Annotated in this window: 19 protein-coding genes; 15 read left to right on the top strand and 4 right to left on the bottom strand. The window is 68.8% G+C overall.

All coding sequences use genetic code 11. The features are described from left to right. Positions 1–73: 73 nt before the first annotated feature. The 10 genes from ftsH to panC are packed head-to-tail and all read left to right on the top strand — an operon-like array spanning position 74 to position 9,025. On the top strand, positions 74–2,140 hold the full coding sequence (ftsH, locus tag HNO80_RS16420; RefSeq protein ID WP_175323924.1) for an ATP-dependent zinc metalloprotease FtsH: 2,067 nt from the start codon (positions 74–76) through the stop codon (positions 2,138–2,140). A gap of 9 nt (positions 2,141–2,149) precedes the next feature. Beyond that, complete coding sequence (gene folE / locus HNO80_RS16415; RefSeq protein ID WP_175323923.1) at positions 2,150–2,806, top strand: GTP cyclohydrolase I FolE; 657 nt, start codon at positions 2,150–2,152, stop codon at positions 2,804–2,806. A 12-nt stretch (positions 2,807–2,818) separates the two neighbouring features. After that, a complete protein-coding gene (gene folP / locus HNO80_RS16410) occupies positions 2,819–3,766 on the top strand; it encodes a dihydropteroate synthase (protein WP_175323922.1) in 948 nt (315 codons plus the stop codon). A 12-nt stretch (positions 3,767–3,778) separates the two neighbouring features. Beyond that, entirely contained in the window at positions 3,779–4,138 is a 360-nt protein-coding gene (folB, locus tag HNO80_RS16405) for a dihydroneopterin aldolase (protein WP_175323921.1), read from the top strand. Then, on the top strand, positions 4,135–4,689 hold the full coding sequence (folK, locus tag HNO80_RS16400; RefSeq protein ID WP_175323920.1) for a 2-amino-4-hydroxy-6-hydroxymethyldihydropteridine diphosphokinase: 555 nt from the start codon (positions 4,135–4,137) through the stop codon (positions 4,687–4,689). The genes folB and folK overlap by 4 nt, the downstream gene beginning before the upstream one ends. After that, the gene (locus HNO80_RS16395) at positions 4,686–5,210 is read left to right on the top strand and encodes a DUF3180 domain-containing protein (RefSeq protein ID WP_175323919.1); all 525 of its coding nucleotides are present in this window, start codon (positions 4,686–4,688) and stop codon (positions 5,208–5,210) included. Before folK ends, HNO80_RS16395 begins: the two co-directional genes overlap by 4 nt. Next, the gene (locus tag HNO80_RS16390; protein WP_175323918.1) at positions 5,191–5,703 is read left to right on the top strand and encodes a PH domain-containing protein; all 513 of its coding nucleotides are present in this window, start codon (positions 5,191–5,193) and stop codon (positions 5,701–5,703) included. Before HNO80_RS16395 ends, HNO80_RS16390 begins: the two co-directional genes overlap by 20 nt. After that, positions 5,700–7,223 carry a PH domain-containing protein gene (locus HNO80_RS16385; RefSeq protein WP_349627383.1) on the top strand — a complete coding sequence of 508 codons (1,524 nt, stop codon included), beginning with the start codon at positions 5,700–5,702 and terminating at the stop codon, positions 7,221–7,223. Before HNO80_RS16390 ends, HNO80_RS16385 begins: the two co-directional genes overlap by 4 nt. Further along, a complete protein-coding gene (locus tag HNO80_RS16380) occupies positions 7,216–8,136 on the top strand; it encodes a Rossmann-like and DUF2520 domain-containing protein (RefSeq protein ID WP_175323917.1) in 921 nt (306 codons plus the stop codon). The genes HNO80_RS16385 and HNO80_RS16380 overlap by 8 nt, the downstream gene beginning before the upstream one ends. Position 8,137: 1 nt before the next feature. Beyond that, positions 8,138–9,025 carry a pantoate--beta-alanine ligase gene (gene panC / locus HNO80_RS16375; protein ID WP_175323916.1) on the top strand — a complete coding sequence of 296 codons (888 nt, stop codon included), beginning with the start codon at positions 8,138–8,140 and terminating at the stop codon, positions 9,023–9,025. Here the strand turns inward: panC and HNO80_RS16370 are convergent. Next, positions 9,022–9,477 carry an SRPBCC family protein gene (locus HNO80_RS16370; protein WP_175323915.1) on the bottom strand — a complete coding sequence of 152 codons (456 nt, stop codon included), beginning with the start codon at positions 9,475–9,477 and terminating at the stop codon, positions 9,022–9,024. The genes panC and HNO80_RS16370 overlap by 4 nt on opposite strands. 285 nt (positions 9,478–9,762) lie before the next feature. On the opposite strand from HNO80_RS16370, the gene HNO80_RS16365 reads away from it, so the two are divergent. Then, positions 9,763–11,286 (top strand): MDR family MFS transporter, encoded by a 1,524-nt coding sequence (locus tag HNO80_RS16365; protein WP_175323914.1) that lies wholly within the window; start codon positions 9,763–9,765, stop codon positions 11,284–11,286. A gap of 11 nt (positions 11,287–11,297) precedes the next feature. Here the strand turns inward: HNO80_RS16365 and HNO80_RS16360 are convergent, their stop codons facing one another. Genes HNO80_RS16360 through HNO80_RS16350 form a run of 3 tightly spaced genes read right to left on the bottom strand, consistent with a single transcriptional unit; the run spans position 11,298 to position 13,834 of the window. Further along, a complete protein-coding gene (locus tag HNO80_RS16360) occupies positions 11,298–12,131 on the bottom strand; it encodes an alpha/beta fold hydrolase (protein ID WP_175323913.1) in 834 nt (277 codons plus the stop codon). A 47-nt stretch (positions 12,132–12,178) separates the two neighbouring features. Continuing rightward, the gene (locus tag HNO80_RS16355) at positions 12,179–12,805 is read right to left on the bottom strand and encodes a thymidine kinase (RefSeq protein WP_175323912.1); all 627 of its coding nucleotides are present in this window, start codon (positions 12,803–12,805) and stop codon (positions 12,179–12,181) included. A gap of 45 nt (positions 12,806–12,850) precedes the next feature. After that, the gene (locus tag HNO80_RS16350) at positions 12,851–13,834 is read right to left on the bottom strand and encodes an alpha/beta fold hydrolase (RefSeq protein ID WP_175323911.1); all 984 of its coding nucleotides are present in this window, start codon (positions 13,832–13,834) and stop codon (positions 12,851–12,853) included. A gap of 77 nt (positions 13,835–13,911) precedes the next feature. Here HNO80_RS16350 and lysS point away from each other — a divergent pair, with 77 nt between their 5' ends. The 4 genes from lysS to HNO80_RS16330 all read left to right on the top strand — a co-directional run bounded on the left by lysS (position 13,912) and on the right by HNO80_RS16330 (position 18,952). Continuing rightward, positions 13,912–15,441: a lysine--tRNA ligase gene (gene lysS, locus HNO80_RS16345; protein WP_175323910.1), complete on the top strand. Its 1,530-nt coding sequence runs from the start codon at positions 13,912–13,914 to the stop codon at positions 15,439–15,441. A gap of 2 nt (positions 15,442–15,443) precedes the next feature. Continuing rightward, on the top strand, positions 15,444–15,632 hold the full coding sequence (locus HNO80_RS16340) for a hypothetical protein (protein WP_175323909.1): 189 nt from the start codon (positions 15,444–15,446) through the stop codon (positions 15,630–15,632). Positions 15,633–15,769: 137 nt separating this feature from the next. Beyond that, the gene (locus HNO80_RS16335; RefSeq protein WP_175323908.1) at positions 15,770–16,096 is read left to right on the top strand and encodes a histone-like nucleoid-structuring protein Lsr2; all 327 of its coding nucleotides are present in this window, start codon (positions 15,770–15,772) and stop codon (positions 16,094–16,096) included. 363 nt (positions 16,097–16,459) lie between these two features. Beyond that, entirely contained in the window at positions 16,460–18,952 is a 2,493-nt protein-coding gene (locus HNO80_RS16330) for an ATP-dependent Clp protease ATP-binding subunit (RefSeq protein WP_175323907.1), read from the top strand. Positions 18,953–19,049: the final 97 nt, after the last annotated feature.

The following is a 19,049-nucleotide window of genomic DNA, read 5'->3' as shown; positions in this document are numbered from 1 at the left end:
ACGCAGCACCACACGCGCGCAGAACGGTCGCCGTGCAGCACTACCAGGAGGGACGGGGCCAGCCCCCGATCAGATGAAAGCTAAGAGTTTCTTCAAGGGCCCGGGCATCTGGATTGTCGTTGTTATCGGCATGCTCCTGCTGGCCTTTGCCACCCTGGCCCCGGGCGGCTCCGTCCGGATCGACACGGACCGGGGCCTGGCCCTGCTGGCCGACAGCGACAAGGTCGAGCAGGCCAAGATTTTCGACGCCGAGAACCGCGTGGACCTGGTCCTGAAAAACGATATCCAGATTGACGGCCAGGACAAGGGCAAGAACGTCCAGTTCTACTACGTCAACGCCCGCGCGGCGGACGTCGTCAAGGCCGTGACCGCGTCGAAGCCGCCGAGCGGCTTCACCGACCAGCCGGTTGAAAGCAACTGGTTCTCCGGCCTGTTCTCCCTGCTCGTCCCGGTGCTGCTGCTGGGTGTGCTCTTCTGGTTCCTGCTGTCCCGGATGCAGGGCGGCGGCTCCAAGGTCATGCAGTTCGGCAAGTCCAAAGCCAAGATGGTCAACAAGGACATGCCCCAGGTCACGTTCAGCGACGTCGCCGGCGCCGACGAAGCCGTCGAGGAACTCGAAGAGATCAAGGAATTCCTCCAGGAACCCGCCAAGTTCCAGGCCGTCGGCGCCAAGATCCCCAAGGGCGTGCTGCTGTACGGCCCTCCCGGTACCGGCAAGACCCTCCTGGCCCGCGCGGTCGCCGGCGAGGCCGGCGTTCCCTTCTTCTCCATCTCCGGTTCCGACTTCGTGGAAATGTTCGTCGGTGTGGGCGCCTCCCGCGTCCGCGACCTGTTCGAACAGGCCAAGGCCAACGCGCCGGCCATCATCTTCGTGGACGAGATCGACGCCGTCGGCCGGCACCGCGGCGCCGGCATCGGCGGCGGCAACGACGAGCGCGAGCAGACCCTCAACCAGCTCCTGGTCGAAATGGACGGCTTCGACGTCAAGACCAACGTCATCCTGATCGCGGCCACCAACCGCCCCGACGTGCTCGATCCCGCCCTGCTCCGCCCGGGCCGCTTCGACCGCCAGATCTCGGTCGAGGCCCCGGACCTGATCGGCCGCGACCAGATCCTGAAGGTGCACGCGAAGGGCAAGCCGATGGCTCCCGGCGTCGACCTCAAGGCCGTCGCGAAGAAGACGCCCGGCTACACCGGCGCGGACCTCGCGAACGTGCTCAACGAAGCCGCGCTGCTGACGGCCCGCTCCAATGCCAACCTGATCGATGACCGCGCGCTCGACGAGGCAATCGACCGTGTGATGGCCGGTCCGCAGAAGCGCAGCCGGGTCATGAAGGAACACGAGCGCAAGGTCACCGCGTACCACGAGGGCGGCCACGCCCTGGTGGCGGCGGCACTGCGCAACTCGGCCCCGGTCACCAAGATCACCATCCTGCCGCGCGGCCGCGCCCTGGGCTACACCATGGTGGTTCCGGAGAACGACAAGTACTCCGTGACCCGCAACGAACTGCTGGACCAGATGGCCTACGCCATGGGCGGCCGGGTGGCCGAGGAACTCGTCTTCCACGACCCCTCCACCGGCGCCTCGAACGACATCGAAAAGGCCACCGGGATCGCGCGCAAGATGGTCACCGAGTTCGGCATGAGTGAACGCGTCGGCGCGGTGCGCCTCGGACAGGGCGGCGGCGAGCCGTTCCTGGGCCGCGATGCCGGCCACGAGCGCAACTACTCGGACCAGATCGCCTACGTCGTGGACGAGGAAGTACGCCGCCTGATCGAGGGCGCGCACGACGAGGCCTACGCGATCCTGACCGAGAACCGCGACGTCCTGGACCAGCTCGCGCTGGAACTGCTGGAACGTGAAACCCTGAACCAGAGCGAGATCGCCCAGGTCTTCACGAATATCCGCAAGCGCGATTTCCGCGAGATCTGGCTCTCCAAGGAGAGCCGGCCGATCCAGGCCGTCGGCCCGGTGGAGTCCCGCCGTGAAAAGGCCGAGCGCGAAGCCCAGGAAGAAGCCAAGGAAGCCCGGCTCGAGGAGCCGCTCGATACCCGGCCGCCGCACGCCCAAGGCGTGCCCGGGCAGGAGTCCTTCCAGGAAGGCGTCACGGATCTCGGGCCCGACGTCCATCCCGGCTAGGCTTCTTCTGTGACTTCCTACTTCGACGACGACGACGTTCCCGCCACCGCCGGCTCCCTCCCCGCGGGAGAGCCGGCGGAGGCCGCGGGCCAGCACGGAACCAAGGTGGACCGCCCGCGGATCCAGGCGGCGGTGCGCGAGATCCTGATCGCCATCGGCGAGGACCCGGACCGCAGCGGACTGCTGGACACCCCCAAACGGGTGGCCAAGGCCTACGCGGAGATGTTTGCCGGCCTTCACCACGACCCGGCGGAAATCCTCGCCACCACCTTCGACCTGGACCACGAAGAACTGGTACTGGTCAAGGACATCCCGTTCTACTCAACCTGCGAGCACCACCTGGTGCCGTTCCACGGGGTGGCCCACGTCGGCTACATCCCCTCGCACGACGGCAAGGTCACCGGGCTGAGCAAGCTGGCTCGGCTGGTGGACATGTTCGCCCGCCGCCCGCAAGTGCAGGAACGGCTGACCACGCAGATTGTCGAAGCCCTCGTCACGCACCTCAAGCCGCGCGGCGCGATCGTCGTCGTCGAATGCGAACACCTTTGCATGTCGATGCGCGGCATCCGCAAGCCCGGCGCGAAGACCGTCACCAGCGCGGTCCGCGGGCAACTGCATGACCCGGCCACCCGCGCCGAAGCCATGAGCCTCATCCTTGGAAGGTAACAAAAACAGACTATGGATTCCCTAGCCGCAGCCCCTGGAACAGGACCTGCCACCTCGCCGCTGCCCGTGCTGCGCAAGCCGCGCCCGGCTGCTAGCTTCAAGGACCTGCCGACGGACCGCACGCTCGTGATGGGGATCCTGAACGTCACCCCGGATTCGTTCAGCGACGGCGGCCGGCACGCGACGGCGGACACCGCGGTCGCCGCCGGCCTGCGGATGTATTACGCCGGCGCAGACGTCATCGACGTCGGCGGGGAATCCACCCGACCCGGCGCCGCGGAAGTCAGCGTCGAGGAGGAAAAGCGGCGGGTACTGCCCGTGATCGAGGCGCTGGTCAAGGCCGGCGCCCTGGTCAGCATCGACACCACGCACGCCGCCACCGCCGAGGCCGCGCTGGCCGCCGGCGCCACGATCATCAACGACGTCTCCGGCCTCACGATCGAGCCGGAGATGGTTGAGCTGGTGGCCCGGAGCAAGGCCCCCTACGTCCTCACCCACCGCCGCGGCGACGCGAGCACCATGGACTCGCTGACCGACTACGTCAACGTGGCCCGGGACGTCGCCGCCGAGCTCGCCGGCGTGCGGGACAAGCTGTACGCCGCCGGGGCCTCGCCGGAGCAGATCATCCTGGACCCGGGCCTGGGCTTCGCCAAGAATGAATCGCAGAACTGGGAGCTCCTGCAAAACCTCGACGTGCTGCAGGCCATGGGCCACAAAGTCCTGGTCGCCGCGTCCCGGAAACGGTTCCTGGGCAGCCTCCTGACTGTCGCCGGCAAGGCCGCGGCGCCCCAGGAGCGGGACGCCGCCACCGCCGCCGTCACCGCCATCAGCGCCTTCCGCGGCGCCTGGGCGGTCCGCGTGCACGACGTCGGCCCCAGCCTCGACGCCGTCAAGGTCGCCGCCCGCATCGCCCCGGGTCCGCGCACCGAATCGGCGCCGGCCGTGCCCGGCAACGGCTGAGACGGCCGCCCCATGGACCGGATCACGCTGAGCGGCGTCACCGCCGTCGGGCATCACGGAGTGTTCGATTTCGAACGCCGGGACGGCCAGCCGTTTGTCGTCGACGCCGTGCTGCACCTCGACTTCAGCCAGGCCGCCGCCAGTGACGACGTGCGGGACACCGCGCATTACGGCGAAGTGGCCGAGTGCATCCGCGGCTGGATCACCGGCACGCCGCTGAACCTGATCGAAGCCCTCGCCGTGCGGATCGCCGACGACCTGCTGCTGCGCTTCCCGGTAGCCGCCGTCGACATCACCGTGCACAAGCCCAAGGCCCCGATCGAGGTCGACTTCGGCGATGTGTCCGTCAGCGTCCACCGGGACCGGCAATGAGCCCCCACACAGCGCCCTACACCCGCGCCGTAATCGCTCTCGGCAGCAACCTGGGAGAGCGCAACGACACGCTCTCCGCCGCCGTCGCCGACCTCGTTGACCCGCCGGAGGTACGGCTGCTGGCCATCTCGCCGATCGTGCAGACCAAGGCCGTAGGCGGACCGCCGGACCAGCCGGACTTCCTGAACATGGTCATCGCCGTGGAAACCTCGCTGTCCCCGGAGGAACTGCTGCGGCACTGCCACGCGGTGGAACAGAAGCACCTGCGGGTCCGTGAAGTCCGCTGGGGTCCGCGCACCCTCGACGTGGACATCATCACCTACGGCGACCTGGTGAGCTCCGACCCTGACCTGACGCTGCCGCATCCGCGCGCCGCGGAGCGCGCCTTCGTGCTCTACCCCTGGTCCCTGATCGACCCCGCGGCCGAGCTCAACGGCGAACGGGTGGGCGAGCTGGCCGCCAAGGCCGCCGACTTCCCTGACCTCGCGCCGTTCGACGGCTTCGAAGACCTCAAGGGCGCGGCCGGAGCCGCACCGGTGGAGACCCCATGAAGCCGATCAGTCCGCTCCTTCTCCTCGTCATTGCTGTCGCGCTCGCCGTCCTGGGCTGGCTTGCCGCCCTGATTTCCGGACGGTACAGCCTCCAGACCCCGGTGCTGCCGCTGACCGGCCTGCTCACCATGGGCGTGATCGTGGCCCTCACCCTGATCCTTGGCATCCGTGTGCTGCGCTGGCGCAACGGCAAGAAGAAGAAAATGCTCAACCCGATCCTGGCCGCGTGGACCCTGGTCCTCGCCCAGGCCTGCGCCTACACCGGGACCGTGCTGCTGGGCTGGCACGCCGGAATCTTCCTGGACCAGCTGAGGCTTTGGTCCGTGCGCAGCGGTCAGTCCATCACCTGGGAGACGCTGTCCATGGCCGGCGGGGGCCTCGTGATGGTGGTGGTGGGCCTGGTGGTGGAACGCTTCTGCCGCATCCCGCCCGAGGACGGCGACGCCGAGGGGACCCCCGGACTGCAGGGCAAGCGCGGCAAACCCAAGGCTGAAGGCGAGTATGCATACCGAGGCGATTGACCCGCCGGGGCTGGCCTGGCGGCGGGTGTCTCCCCGGTACGTGACGGTCCGGCTGGTGGGCTGGGCGCTGGCCAACCTGGCCGCCGTCGTAGTCCTGTCCCTGCCCCTCGTGCTGGTCCTGAACGGCGCCTGGGAGTGGCCTCCGCTCTGGCTCGCCGCCGCCGTGCCCGCTGCGGCGTTCGTGCTGGCCCTTTGGCGGCTCGTGCTCATTCCGCGCCAGGTGCGGTCCATCGGTTACGCCGAACGCGAGGACGACCTGCTGATCCGCCGGGGCATCTTCTTCCAGCGCGTCCTGGTGGTGCCGTATGGCCGGATGCAGTATGTCGACATCGGGGCCGGCCCGGTGGAGCGCAGCCTTGGCCTGTGCACCCTGAAGCTTCACACCGCCTCGGCCGGCACCAGCGCGGAGATCCCCGGCCTGCCCGCGGGGGAGGGGGCGAGGCTCCGCGAACAGCTGTCCGCCCGCGGCGAGGCCCGCCTGGCCGGGCTGTGACGGCCGCCGGTGACAGCTGGCGGCGCGTGCACCCGGCATCGCCGTTCGTTCGGGGCTGGGTGGCGCTGGCCGCGATGTTCTTCTTCTTTGGACGCGATGCCTTTGAACGCCTGCTCCAGGGCGGACCCGTGATTGACGAACGGCTCGCCGGCCGGGCACCGTGGCTGCTGCTTGGCGGCGGCACGGTGCTGCTGCTGACCGTGCTCGGCTTCGTGCTGAGCTGGTACTTCACCCGGTACCAGGTGGCTGACGGGTACGTGCGGGTCAACACCGGGTTCCTGTTCAAGCAGCAGCGCCAGGCCAGGCTGGACCGGGTCCAGGCAATCGACGTCGTGCAGCCCCTGCTGGCACGGATTTTCGGGCTCGCAGAGCTCAGGTTCGAGGTCGCCGACGCCGGCCAGTCCGCGGTGCACCTGGCCTACCTGCGCGTGGACGAGGCCCGCCAGCTCCGCGCGACCATCCTTGCCCGCGCCTCCGGCGCCGTAAGCGGGACGCCGGCGACGGCACCGGGGCTGGCGCCGGCGCAGCAGGCGGCCGTCGCGGAGGAGGCGCCGGAGCACGCCGTGCTCACCGTGCCGCCGTCGCGCCTGGCGGGGTCGCTGGTGCTGAGCGAGCAAAGCGTCGTCATCGTCCTCGGCGCCGTGGCCTCGGTGCTGCTCTCCGCCGTCACCGAGAACCGCAGCTTCTATTTCTACCTGATCCCGGCCGGCCTGGGCCTGGCGGCGGCGTACTGGAACTCCTTCAACAAGGGCTACAACTTCACCGCCGCCATCTCCCCGGACGGTATCCGGCTCCGCTACGGCCTGCTGGACACCCAGGCCCAGACCCTGCCGCCGGGGCGGATCCAGGCCGTGCGCGTCAGCCAGCCGCCGCTCTGGCGGGTCTTCGGCTGGTACCGGATGCAGGTCAACATGGCCGGCTACGGTACGGCTGGCAGCAACGGCGAGGGCTCGGCCCGGACCACCCTGCTGCCCGTAGGAACGCTGGCAGAGGTGTTCGCCATGCTTTCGCTGGTCCTGCCCGACCCCGGCACCCCGGACCCTGCACGCGTCTTCATCGCGGGGCTGAACGGGCTGGCACCCGCCGGCGGGCCCGGCCGTTCCGCCGCCCCCGCCGCCCCGGACGACGGCGGCTTCGTCACCACGCCGCGGCGTGCCCGCCTGCTCGCCCCGCTGGGCTGGCGGCGCAACGGCTTCACCGCCACGGACACCGCACTGCTGATCCGCTCCGGCCGCTGGTGGCGCCACCTGGTACTGGTCCCGCACCAGCGCACCCAGTCGATCGCGCTGCAGCAGGGCCCGCTTGCCCGGCGCTTCCGGGTGGCGGACCTGGTCCTGCACACCACCGCCGGGCCCATCGCGCCGCGGCTGATCCAGGCCGGCCTCGACGAAGGAAGGGCCTTGCTGGACGCGCAGGCGGCCCGCGCCCGGACCGCGCGGAAACGGCAGACCAGCGAACACTGGCTCGACCCGGCCGACCACCTCGTACACGCACCAAAGGAAGGGCCACAGCATGGCTAAGCCAGGACGCCTCGGCGTCGGAATCATCGGAGCCGGCAAGGTGGGGGCCGTCCTGGGGGCGGCGTTGCGCGCCGCCGAGCACGCCGTCGTCGGGATCTCCGCCGTCTCGGACGCGAGCCGGGAACGCGCGGAAACCCTGCTGCCCGGCGTCCCCATCCTCGAGGTGCAGGACATCGTGGAACGCGCCGAACTGGTGCTGCTGGCCGTCCCGGATGACGCCCTCGGCCCGCTAGTGGAGGGCCTCGCGAAGCTTGGCGCCTGGCAGCCCGGGCAGCTTGTTGCCCACACCTCCGGTCGTTTCGGCGTCGGCATCCTGCGCCCGGTCCGCGCCGCGGGCGCCATCCCGCTGGCGCTGCACCCCGCCATGACCTTCACCGGCATGAGCCTGGACCTGACCCGGCTGCTGGACTGCAGCTTCGGCGTGACGGCCGACCCGGCCATGCTGCCGATCGCGCAGGCCCTCGTGGTGGAGATGGGCGCCGAGCCGGTCGCGATCGCCGAGGCTGACCGCACGCTGTACCACGCGGCCCTGGCGCACGGCTCGAACCACCTGGTCACCCTCGTGGCGCAGGCCTCCGAACTGCTGCGCGAAGTGGGCGTCGAGGCGCCGGAACGCATGCTCGGCCCCCTGCTGCGCGCCAGCCTGGAAAACGCCCTCGCCTCGGGAGAGTCGGCGCTGACTGGTCCGGTGGCGCGCGGGGACGTGGGAACTGTCGCCGCGCACTCGGAGGCCCTGCGCGAACTCGACGGCGGCTCCGGCGGCGATATTCTGGAGGCGTACCTGGCCATGGCCCGGGCAACGGCCCGCCGTGCGGGTAGCCGCGGGCTGTTGAAGCCGGAGCAAATCGACGGCATCAGGCAGGCGCTCGAGACCCCCGACGCCGGCGGCCCGATTCCTGAGGAAGGACCCTGAGATGCCAATCCAGTTGGTGACCACGGCTGCGCAGCTGCGCACCGAAAGCGCGCGACTGCTCACCGAAAAGCGCGGCACCTCGCAGGGGCTCGTGCCCACGATGGGCGCCCTGCACGAAGGGCACGCCCAGCTGGCGCGCACCGCCGTCGCCGAAAACGACGTCGTGGTCGCCAGTATCTTCGTCAATCCGCTGCAGTTCGGCGAGGCGGTGGACCTTGACCGCTACCCGCGGACGCTGGAGGCGGATTTGGCCCTGCTCGAGGCCGAAGGCGTCGACCTCGCCTTCGCGCCGGCGGTCGAGGAGGTGTATCCCGGCGGCGAACCCCTGGTGCGGATCACCGCCGGCGTGCTGGCCGACAAGTGGGAAGGAGCCTCCCGGCCCGGGCACTTCGACGGCGCCCTGACGGTGGTGGCGAAGCTGCTGCACTACGGCCTGCCCGGCTTGGGCCAGGGCACCTACCGCGCTTATTTCGGCCAAAAGGACGCCCAGCAGCTGACCCTGGTCCAGCGGATGGTGGCGGACCTGAACTTCCCGGTGGAGATCGTCCCGGTGCCGATCGTGCGGTCCCCGGACGGGCTGGCGCTCTCCAGCCGGAACCGCTTCCTCTCGGCCGAGGAACGCGAGGCCGCCCTGGTGCTCTCCCGGGCGCTGCGGCTGGTCGAGGAGCGCGCCAACGCCCACGAACCCCTGGACCTGGACTCCGCCCGGGCGCTCGTGGAATCCCAGCCCCTCGTGGAGCTGGACTACTTCGACGTGGTGGACCCGCGCACCCTGGAGCCGCTCGCGGAGAACTGCCGCGAGACCCCGTTCCGCGGCGAAGGACTGGTTCTCATCGCGGCCAAGGTCGGTCCGGTCCGGCTGATCGACAACGTGCCGCTGGACTCCTAGCCCTTCCCGGTTTCGGCCATCAGTTTGAGGTTCGCCAGGGTCTGTTCCCTGGCCCGCTCCTGCAGCCGTTCCACCAGCACCCGGTCGGCGAACTTCCCGATCGCCGCGCCCGGGACGTTGTACTCGATTTCCGCGGTGACCCTGGTGCCGGTTCCGGAGGGCTCGTAGTCCCAGGTCTGCCATCCCTTGAGCGGGCCGTCGAATTCGAGCCGGACGTGCTGGCCGCCGCTGGCGGTCGGCTCGTTTTCCAGCACGCGCGTGGTGACCGGGAACGGAACCCCGGCCATCAGGTAGCTGTGCTCGACGACGGTCCCGGCCCGGCCGTCGCCTTCGACTTTCTTCGGCTCGCTGAGATTAACCCACCAGGAAGCCCAGTGATACGGGTCGACGGCGATTTCGGTGACGCGCCCGACCGGCGCGTCGATCTGCGTGTCGAGCTTGATGTGGCCCATGGAAGATCCTCTCGTGGCATGAATCGGAGGGAACGGGCGTCCCGGAGGGGAGCCGCGGCCCGTGTACCAGCCAACGCCCGCCGCCGGAAAGCGGGTAGGGGCCAAAGGCCCCGGGGAGGGTTTCCGCCGCGGGCAGTGGCGCTCCCGTCCCGGCCGCCCCGACCCGCTGCGAATCCGGAGCAACTTCTTCCCGCCTGCGGGAATTACCGCTGCGGGCGTCGGGTTGGTATTCGTAGTGGCGACCACGTGCGCCGAAACCCACTTCAACTCCCTGAGGGAATCCCCATGCCAGCAGATGCCCCTTCCAACGTCCACGAGGGCCTGGCGCCGCCGCCCCGGACCGCCGTCGTGCCCCCGTCGCCCGACCAGCGCGCGGAGGCACCGTCGCAGCGCGCGCAGGCCCCGGCGGCCGGTCCGGAGAAGCTGTCCCGGGAGTCCGTCACCATCATCGCCACCCTGCTGGTAGCCACCTTCGTGGTGATCCTTAACGAGACCATCATGAACGTGGCCCTGCAGCGGCTGATGGTGGACCTGCGGGTCGATGCACCCACCGTGCAGTGGCTGTCCACCGGCTTCATGCTGACCATGGCGGTGGTCATTCCCACCACGGGCTTCATCCTGCAGCGACTCTCCACCCGGGCGGTCTTCATGCTGGCGATGGGGCTGTTTTCCGCGGGCACCCTGCTGGCAGCCCTCGCGCCCGGTTTCGAAATCCTGCTCCTGGCCAGAATCATCCAGGCCGGCGGCACCGCCATCATGCTTCCACTGCTGATGACCACCATCCTGACCCTGGTCCCGGTCTCACGCCGCGGCGCCGTGATGGGCAACGTGAGCATCGCGATCTCGGTGGCGCCGGCCATGGGACCGACGGTTTCCGGGCTGATCCTGCAGCACTTCTCCTGGCGGTTCATGTTCGTGTTCGTCCTCCCGATCGCCCTGCTCGCGTTCGGCATCGGCGCCAGGTTCCTGAGGAACATCGGCGAAAACGAGAAGACCCGGCTCGATGCGCTGTCCGTCGTCCTGACCGTCCCGGCCTTCGGCGGCGTCGTGTACGGACTGAGCCAGATCGGCGGCGGTGCGGGAGGCCCCGCCACCCCGGCCGTGGCGGCGCTCGCCGTCGGCGTCGTGGCCCTGCTCGCTTTCGTCCTGCGCCAGCTCAGGCTGCAGAAGTCCGACGCGCCGCTGCTGGATCTGCGCGCCTTCAATTTCCGGATGTTCACCGTGTCCGTGCTGCTGCTCGTGGTCGCGATGATTGCCCTGTTCGGCGCCGTGATCCTGCTGCCCCTGTACCTGCAGGAAGTCCGCGGCCTGAAGTCGCTGGAAACCGGCCTCGCCCTGCTGCCGGGCGGCCTCGCGATGGGCCTGCTGGGCCCGGTCATCGGCCGGCTTTTCGACAAGTTCGGCCCGTTGCCGCTGACCGTGACGGGATCGGTCCTGATGGTGCTTTCGCTCTGGCAGTTCTCCCGGCTGGACGCCCAGACGCCGGTCGGCTGGATCATCGCGCTGCATGTGGCTCTGAGCCTGGGCCTGGCGCTGCTGTTCACGCCCGCGTTCACCACGGGGCTGAACCCGTTGCCGCCGCACCTGTACTCCCACGGCTCGGCCATCATGAGCACCCTGCAGCAGGTCGCGGGCGCGGCCGGCACGGCGCTGCTGGTCTCGATCTACGCGGTCGTCTCGGCGGGGTCCGGCATGGTCGCCGGAATGCACGCGGCGTTCCTGACCGCGGCCGCCATCGCCCTCGCCGCCGTCGTGCTGTCCGTGCTGATGCGCAAGACTGAAGGCGCGGCCGGCCCGGCGGCCCACTGACCCGGCAGGTTCTAGCCGGCGAAGAACTCGCTGAGTTCGGCGATGAGCTTGTCCGGCGCCTTGTTGACGCCGTCGTGGCCCATGCCCGGCAGGATGGTGTAGCTGGAGCCCGAGAGCACGTCGTGGATCTGCCCGCAGGCCACGCCGAAGTACGCCGGGCTCTTCTCGCCCACGATGATCAGCGTCTCCAGCGGCAGCTCCAGGAACGGTTCGGCCGGCATGTCGGCGGCGATGATCGCCTTGATCTCGCGGACGCCGGTCTTCATCAGCTCGCGCAACTGCTTGCCGACGGGCGTGCCGGCGGTGAGCTTGTTCGCCAGCGTCAGCATGGACAGCGGCATCCGGGACAGCGCGCTTCCGGTCTCCAGGCCGCGGACCAGCACGGCCAGGGCGCGGTCGTCGTCGCCCGCGGCCGTCAGGCGCTCGTACTCGGCGGTCCAGTCCGCCGTGACGCTGTGGTTCACCGAAACGGCCGGGTCGTACACGGCAAGGCGCTCCACCGGCAGGGTGCGTGCGGCATGCAGCGCCACCGCGCCGCCGAAGCTGTGCCCGAAGACGTCGGTACTGGCGGTGTGCTTCATCACGGCGTCCAGGTCGCGGATGTCCACGTCCAGCGTGTAGTCCTCCGGCTGCGGGGAGGACGAGCCGCGGCCGCGGCGGTTGAAGGTGTGCACCGGCCGGCCCAGGGCGGCGCTGAGCTTCTGCGCGAAGCGGGTGTAGTCCGCCGCCGTCACCATCGAAGCCGGCACGACGACGACGCCGGAACCCGCCGCGGCAAGCTCCGCGCCCGTGCTGAAAAGCTCAAGGGTTCCGCCGTCGGGGGTTCTGATGTTCTCGCGGGTCATGCTCCGAGCCTAGCCGAGGCGCCCGGAACCGCACAGCAGGGGTGCCGTCAGCTGCCCAGGCGGCCGCCGGAGATCTCGAGGTAGCAGGAGCCGCAGAGCGACTCGTACCAGGCGTCCTGCCCGTCGATGGCCACCTGGTCGCCGTCGAACACCACCTGATCGCCGATCCGCCGGGTGTTGAAGATGGCCTTGCGGCCGCACCGGCAGATGGTCTTGAGCTCCTCCAGGGTGTGCGCGATTTCCAGGAGCCGGAGCGAGCCGGGGAAGGCGCGGGTCCGGAAGTCGGTGCGGATGCCGTAGGCGAGCACGGGAACGTTGTCCAGCACGGCGATGCGGAAAAGGTCATCTACCTGCTCCGGCTCGAGGAACTGGGCCTCGTCCACCAGCAGGCAGGCCACGGGGGGCGTGTCCACGTGCTGCAGCAGCGCGTCGGGGTCATCCCCGTGGGCGTGCGCCGCGAACAGCTTCCGGGCGGACGCCCCGGCAGGGATCAGGAAGTCCACCGAGCGGGTCATCCCCAGCCGGGACACGACGTCGGCATCGCCCTTGGTGTCGATGTCCGGCTTGGCGAGCACCACCCGCTGGCCTCGCTCCTCGTAGTTGAACGCGGCCTGCAGCAGGCCCGTCGACTTGCCGGAGTTCATCGCGCCGTAACGGAAGTAGAGCTTGGCCAAGGGGGTCCTTTCGACTTAGGTCGCCCCCGATTCTAGTGCCAGAAGTCAGCGGGCCGGCCGCAGCCGCCGCCGGACCCGGAGCCGCGCCGGAACCGCGTCGCCGCCGAGCAGGAACCTGGCAGCAATCAGCGCCAGCCGGCGGTTACCGGGACGGATCGGTCCCTCGTGCAGCTGGCCCGGCACCACGGCGAACTCGATTGCCGGCACCGCCGCCGCGAGCTGCCGCCCGGTTTCGGCGAAGTAGTCCGGGCTCCAGCCGCCGGTGAGCATCAGCGTGGGCATGGTGATGCCGGCGAAGTCGTCGAGCTCGGCGTCCGCGGCCAGCACGGCGCGCATCTCCTTCACGGCCGTGGGCAGCAGTTCCCGCATCTCCGCGCCCAGGCTGGTCCGGGCCGAGAGGATGCTGAGCATGCGCAGGGCGCCGAGCGGCAGTTTCGACACGGGACCGGCAGTTTCCAGCCCCTGGACCAGGTGGGCCCACGCGTGGTCCAGTTCACCGGCCGCCACCGATCGCTCCAGTTCCGGGCGCCAGCGGCCGGTCAGGTTCCCGGCGAGGGACACGGCCGCGTCGTAGGTCACCAGGCGGCGGATCGGCACGCTGCGTGCGGCCTGCAGCGCCACGAAGCCGCCGTAGCTGTGCGCGAACACGTCCGTTGAGCCGGTCTGCCGCAGCACGGCGGCGAGGTCGGCCACCTCCGTGGCCGCCGAGTAGTCCGCGGGCTGCGGTGAGGACCCGGCCCGGCCGCGGCGGTTGTAACAGTGCACCGGGCGGCCCAACAGCCGGCCCAGGCTCCGGGCGAACGAGCGGTACAGGGCGTCCGTGACCAAGGTCCCATGCACCAGAACGACGCCGCCCGCCGCCGCAGGCGTGTCCCCGGGCGCCCCGTCTGCTGGCTCCGGCGCTGCCCCCGGGGCGGCTTCCGGCGCTGCCGCCGGGGCGCCCTCCGGGGCCGCTTCCGCGCTGGGCCGGAAGGTGTGCAGCTCGAGGTGCCCCTCGCCGTCGTCGGTCCGAATCGTCCACGTCTCCATAGCTGTGAGTGTATTCCCGGTCCACTCCCGGGCCGCCCGCACCGGAGGGGGCCGGATGCCCGGTAAACTTGGGGATTGTGACTTCCCAAAACACCCCCGCCCCGAACACCGCCGAGCACTCCGACGCCAGCGAACAGACGCTGGTCCGCATGGAAAAGCGCGCCAAGCTGATCGAACGTGGCATCGAGGCGTACCCGGTGGGAGTCGAGCGCACGCACTCACTGACGGAGATCCGCGAAAAGTACGCGCACCTCGTGGCCGACGAGACGACCGGCGACGTCGTCGGCGTGACCGGCCGCATTGTCTTCATCCGCAACACCGGCAAGCTCTGCTTCGCCACCCTCCAGGAGGGCGGCCTCGACGGCAAAGCCGTCCGGCTGCAGGTCATGCTCAGCCTGGCCAACATCGGCGAGGAAGCGCTCGCGGACTGGAAGTCCCTCGTGGACCTGGGCGACCACGTCTTCATCAAGGGCGAGGTCATCTCCTCGCGCCGCGGGGAGCTCTCCGTGATGGCCGAATCCTGGTCCATGGCGTCCAAGGCGCTGCGGCCGCTGCCCGTGCTGCACGCGGAGCTCAACGAGGAAACCCGCGTCCGCCAGCGCTACGTGGACCTGATCGTCCGCGACGAGGCCCGCGAAATGGTCTACACCCGGGCCGCGATCACGCGTTCCATCCGCGAAACCCTGCACCGCCAGGGCTACGTCGAGGTGGAGACGCCGATGCTGCAGCTGGTGCACGGCGGCGCCACGGCCCGTCCCTTCGAGACCCACATGAACGCCTTCGACCAGAAGATGACGCTGCGGATCGCCACCGAGCTGTACCTCAAGCGCACGGTGGTCGGCGGCATCGACCGGGTCTATGACATGGGCCGGGTCTTCCGCAACGAGGGCGTGGACTCGACCCACAGCCCCGAATTCACCACGCTGGAGAGCTACGAGGCCTGGGCCGACCAGTTCGTCATGGCGGACCGCATCAAGGAGATCATCCTGGACGCCGCCGACGCCGCCGGGGTGGGCCGCGTGCTGCAGACCGAGGCCGGCGAGATCAACCTCGACGGCGACTGGGCCTGGATGGCCGTGTACCCGGGCCTCTCCGACTTCGTGGGCCAGGACATCACCCCGGAAACCCCCGTCGAGGAACTGCTGGCCATCGCCGCCAAGCACGAGGTCAAGGTCGACGCGGCCTGGGACGCCGAGAAGCTCGTGGTCGAGCTCTTCGGCGAGCTGGTCGAACCGACCCTGCTCAACCCGACTTTCGTCTATGACTACCCGCCCTCCGCGCAGCCGCTGGCCCGCCACCACCGCGAAGACAACCGGCTGATCGAAGCGTGGGACCTGATCATCGGCGGGATGGAGCGCGGCACCGCCTTCTCCGAACTGATCGACCCGGTCATCCAGCGCGAACGCCTCACCGAGCAGTCGCGCCGTTCCGCCGCCGGCGACGTCGAAGCCATGCAGCTGGACGAGGACTTCCTCCGCGCCCTCGAGTACGGCGCCCCGCCGATGGGCGGCATCGGACTGGGCATCGACCGGCTGGTCATGCTCTTCACCGGCGCCGGCATCCGCGAGACCATCCTCTTCCCGCTGCTGAAGCCCGAAGGCCACTGATCATGGAATACATTGCCGTCCTGCTCCCGTCCGTGGTGGTCGGGCTCATCTTCTGGTTCGCGATGAAGGCAATCTTCAATGCCGACAAATCCGAGCGCCAGGCCGAAGCCCGCGCGCAGGCGGAGGCGGCAGCCCGCGGTCCGGAGCGAGATCCCGCTCCCGGGACCGGGCATTCCCCCGAACAACGCTAAAAGCGGGGGCTATTCCTTCCTGTGGATTTTCTTTGGAAGGGCTTTTCCGCTTTGACTCCCGGCCATAAAAGGATGGATACTTTTTTCAGATACATCCTGCTTTTCTAAATACTCGACCTTTTGAAAAGAGAGTTTTTATGGCACAGAAAGTTAAAATCATCCTTGTTGATGATCTGGATGGGGGATCCGCGGACGAAACTGTCCGGTTTGGCCTTGATGGCGTCAGTTATGAAATTGACCTGTCATCGGGCAATGCATCAGAACTCCGCTCGGCCGTCGAGCGGTATGTGGCCCACGCGCGCAAGACGTCGACCGGCCGGGCAACCCGGACTAAAGTTTCGAGCGGCCGCAATCAGGACTCGGCGCAGATTCGACAGTGGGCCCGGGACAACGGCTATGCGGTAAACAGCCGCGGCCGTATCCAGGCCGAAATTCAGGAAGCCTACCAAAAGGCAAATTCCTAGTACCTGCTTCCCGGAAGGGCGAGCCGGCTCGCCCCTTTCCTTCGACCATGCCCCTGCCCCCGCGGCGGGGGCATTGTCATGTCCGGACGGCTGGTGCTGGCGGCGCCGGTGCGTTCCCGCCCGGTTGCTTCCTGAAAATGCCTGCATAAGCCGAGGACGCGCCGTGTCTGCAGGGTTTCGGAAGAAGTAACCGGGCGGGAGCGCAGCCGTGACCGGGGGCCGTGTCAGGGCCCCGCCCGGCCGGTATCCGGGCACCGCGGTGGCGCCCCGGACCCGTCCGGGTTTCCCCCGTGGCGAACAAGCCACAAATCTCGAACTCCGCCACGTAGCATCAAAGTACGTCGTAGCTAGGAGTGTGGCGAAATGTTTGAGCGATTTACGGACCGTGCCCGTCGCGTAGTTGTGCTTGCCCAAGAAGAGGCACGCATGCTGAACCACAATTACATCGGCACCGAACACATCCTCTTGGGTCTGATCCATGAGGGTGAAGGTGTTGCCGCCAAAGCCCTCGAGTCCCTGAGCATCTCGCTCGACGGCGTCCGCGAGCAGGTGCAGGAGATCATCGGCCAGGGCCAGCAGGCCCCGTCCGGCCACATCCCCTTCACCCCGCGCGCCAAGAAGGTGCTGGAGCTCTCGCTGCGCGAAGCCCTGCAGCTGGGCCACAACTACATCGGCACCGAGCACATCCTGCTCGGCCTCATCCGCGAGGGTGAAGGTGTGGCAGCCCAGGTGCTGGTCAAGCTCGGAGCGGACCTGAACCGCGTCCGCCAGCAGGTCATCCAGCTGCTCTCCGGCTACCAGGGCAAAGAATCCACCGGTGCTGGCGTTGGCTCGGGCCCGGCCGAAGGCACCCCCGCAGGGTCGGTCGTCCTCGACCAGTTCGGGCGCAACCTGACCCAGGCCGCACGCGAGAACAAGCTGGACCCGGTGATCGGCCGCGAGCAGGAAATGGAACGCGTCATGCAGGTCCTTTCCCGCCGCACCAAGAACAACCCGGTGCTGATCGGCGAGCCCGGCGTCGGCAAGACCGCCGTCGTCGAGGGCCTGGCCCAGGCGATCGTCCGCGGCGACGTGCCGGAGACCATCAAGGACAAGCAGCTGTACACCCTGGACCTCGGGTCCCTGGTGGCCGGCTCCCGCTACCGCGGTGACTTCGAAGAGCGCCTGAAGAAGGTGCTTAAGGAGATCCGCACCCGCGGCGACATCATCCTGTTCATCGACGAGATCCACACCCTGGTGGGTGCCGGTGCCGCCGAAGGCGCCATCGATGCGGCCTCGATCCTGAAGCCCATGCTGGCCCGCGGCGAGCTCCAGACCATCGGTGCGACCACGCTGGATGAGTACCGCAAGCACATCGAGAAGGATGCCGCCCTGGAGCGCCGCTTCCAGCCGATCCAGGTCAAGGAGCCCTCCGTCGCCGACGCGATCGAGATCCTCAAGGGCCTGCGTGACCGCTACGAGGCGCACCACCGCGTCACGATCACCGACGGCGCCCTCGCCTCGGCGGCCAGCCTCTCCGAGCGCTACATCTCGGACCGCTTCCTGCCGGACAAGGCGATCGACCTGATCGATGAAGCCGGCGCCCGGCTGCGCATCCGCCGCATGACCGCCCCGCCGGAGCTCAAGGTCATGGACGAGAAGATCGCGGCCATGAAGCTCGAGAAGGAATCCGCGATCGACGCGCAGGACTTCGAAGGCGCCGCCTCGCTGCGCGACAAGGAGCAGAAGCTCATTGCCGAGCGCGCCGAGAAGGAACGCCAGTGGAAGACCGGCGGCATGGACGACATCTCCGAGGTGGATGAGGATCTCATCGCCGAGGTGCTGGCGAACTCCACCGGCATCCCGGTCTTCAAGCTGACCGAGGAAGAATCCTCGCGCCTGCTGAAGATGGAAGACGAACTGCACAAGCGCGTGGTCGGCCAGAACGAGGCCATCAAGGCCCTGTCCCAGGCAATCCGCCGTACCCGTGCAGGCCTGAAGGATCCGAAGCGTCCGGGCGGCTCGTTCATCTTCGCCGGCCCCACCGGCGTCGGCAAGACCGAGCTGGCCAAGGCACTCGCGGAGTTCCTGTTCGGCGAGGAAGACGCGCTGATCACGCTGGACATGTCCGAGTACTCGGAAAAGCACACCGTCTCCCGGCTCTTCGGTGCCCCTCCGGGCTACGTGGGCTACGAGGAAGGCGGCCAGCTGACCGAGAAGGTCCGGCGCCGGCCGTTCTCGGTGGTGCTGTTCGACGAAGTGGAGAAGGCACACGCCGACCTCTTCAACTCGCTGCTGCAGATCCTGGAAGACGGCCGCCTGACCGACTCGCAGGGCCGCGTGGTGGACTTCAAGAACACCGTGATCATCATGACCACGAACCTCGGCACCCGGGACATCTCCAAGAGCGTCGCCACCGGCTTCCAGTCCGGGACGGACACGCAGACCGGCTACAACCGGATGCGCGCCCGGGTCACGGAGGAGCTCAAGCAGCACTTCCGCCCCGAGTTCCTGAACCGTGTCGACGACGTGGTGGTGTTCCCGCAGCTGACCCAGGACGAGATCATCGAGATCGTGGACCTGTTCGTCACCCGCCTGGAGAAGCGCCTCAAGGACAAGGACATGGGCATCGAGCTCACGCCCGCGGCCAAGGTGCTGCTGGCCACCCGTGGTTACGACCCGGCGATGGGTGCCCGGCCGCTGCGCCGCACCATCCAGCGCGAGATCGAGGACCAGCTCTCCGAGAAGATCCTCTTCGGCGAACTGCACGCCGGCGACATCGTGGTGGTGGACGTGGAAGGCGAAGGCGACGACGCGAAGTTCACCTTCGCCGGCAACGCCAAGCCGCGCATCCCGGAAATCGCTCCGAGCGTCTAGGCGCCAAGCGATAACGTTCCAAGCAAAAGGCCCCGGCCGCTTCTGAACTGCTCCCCGGAAGTTGGACTGAGAAATTCAGTTCCGACTCCCGGGGAGC

This window comes from Arthrobacter sp. C9C5 (assembly GCF_013359735.1).
Classification (GTDB): domain Bacteria; phylum Actinomycetota; class Actinomycetes; order Actinomycetales; family Micrococcaceae; genus Arthrobacter.
The sequence above is the reverse complement of the archived record's forward strand: the minus strand, read 5'-3'. Positions and strand labels throughout refer to the sequence as shown.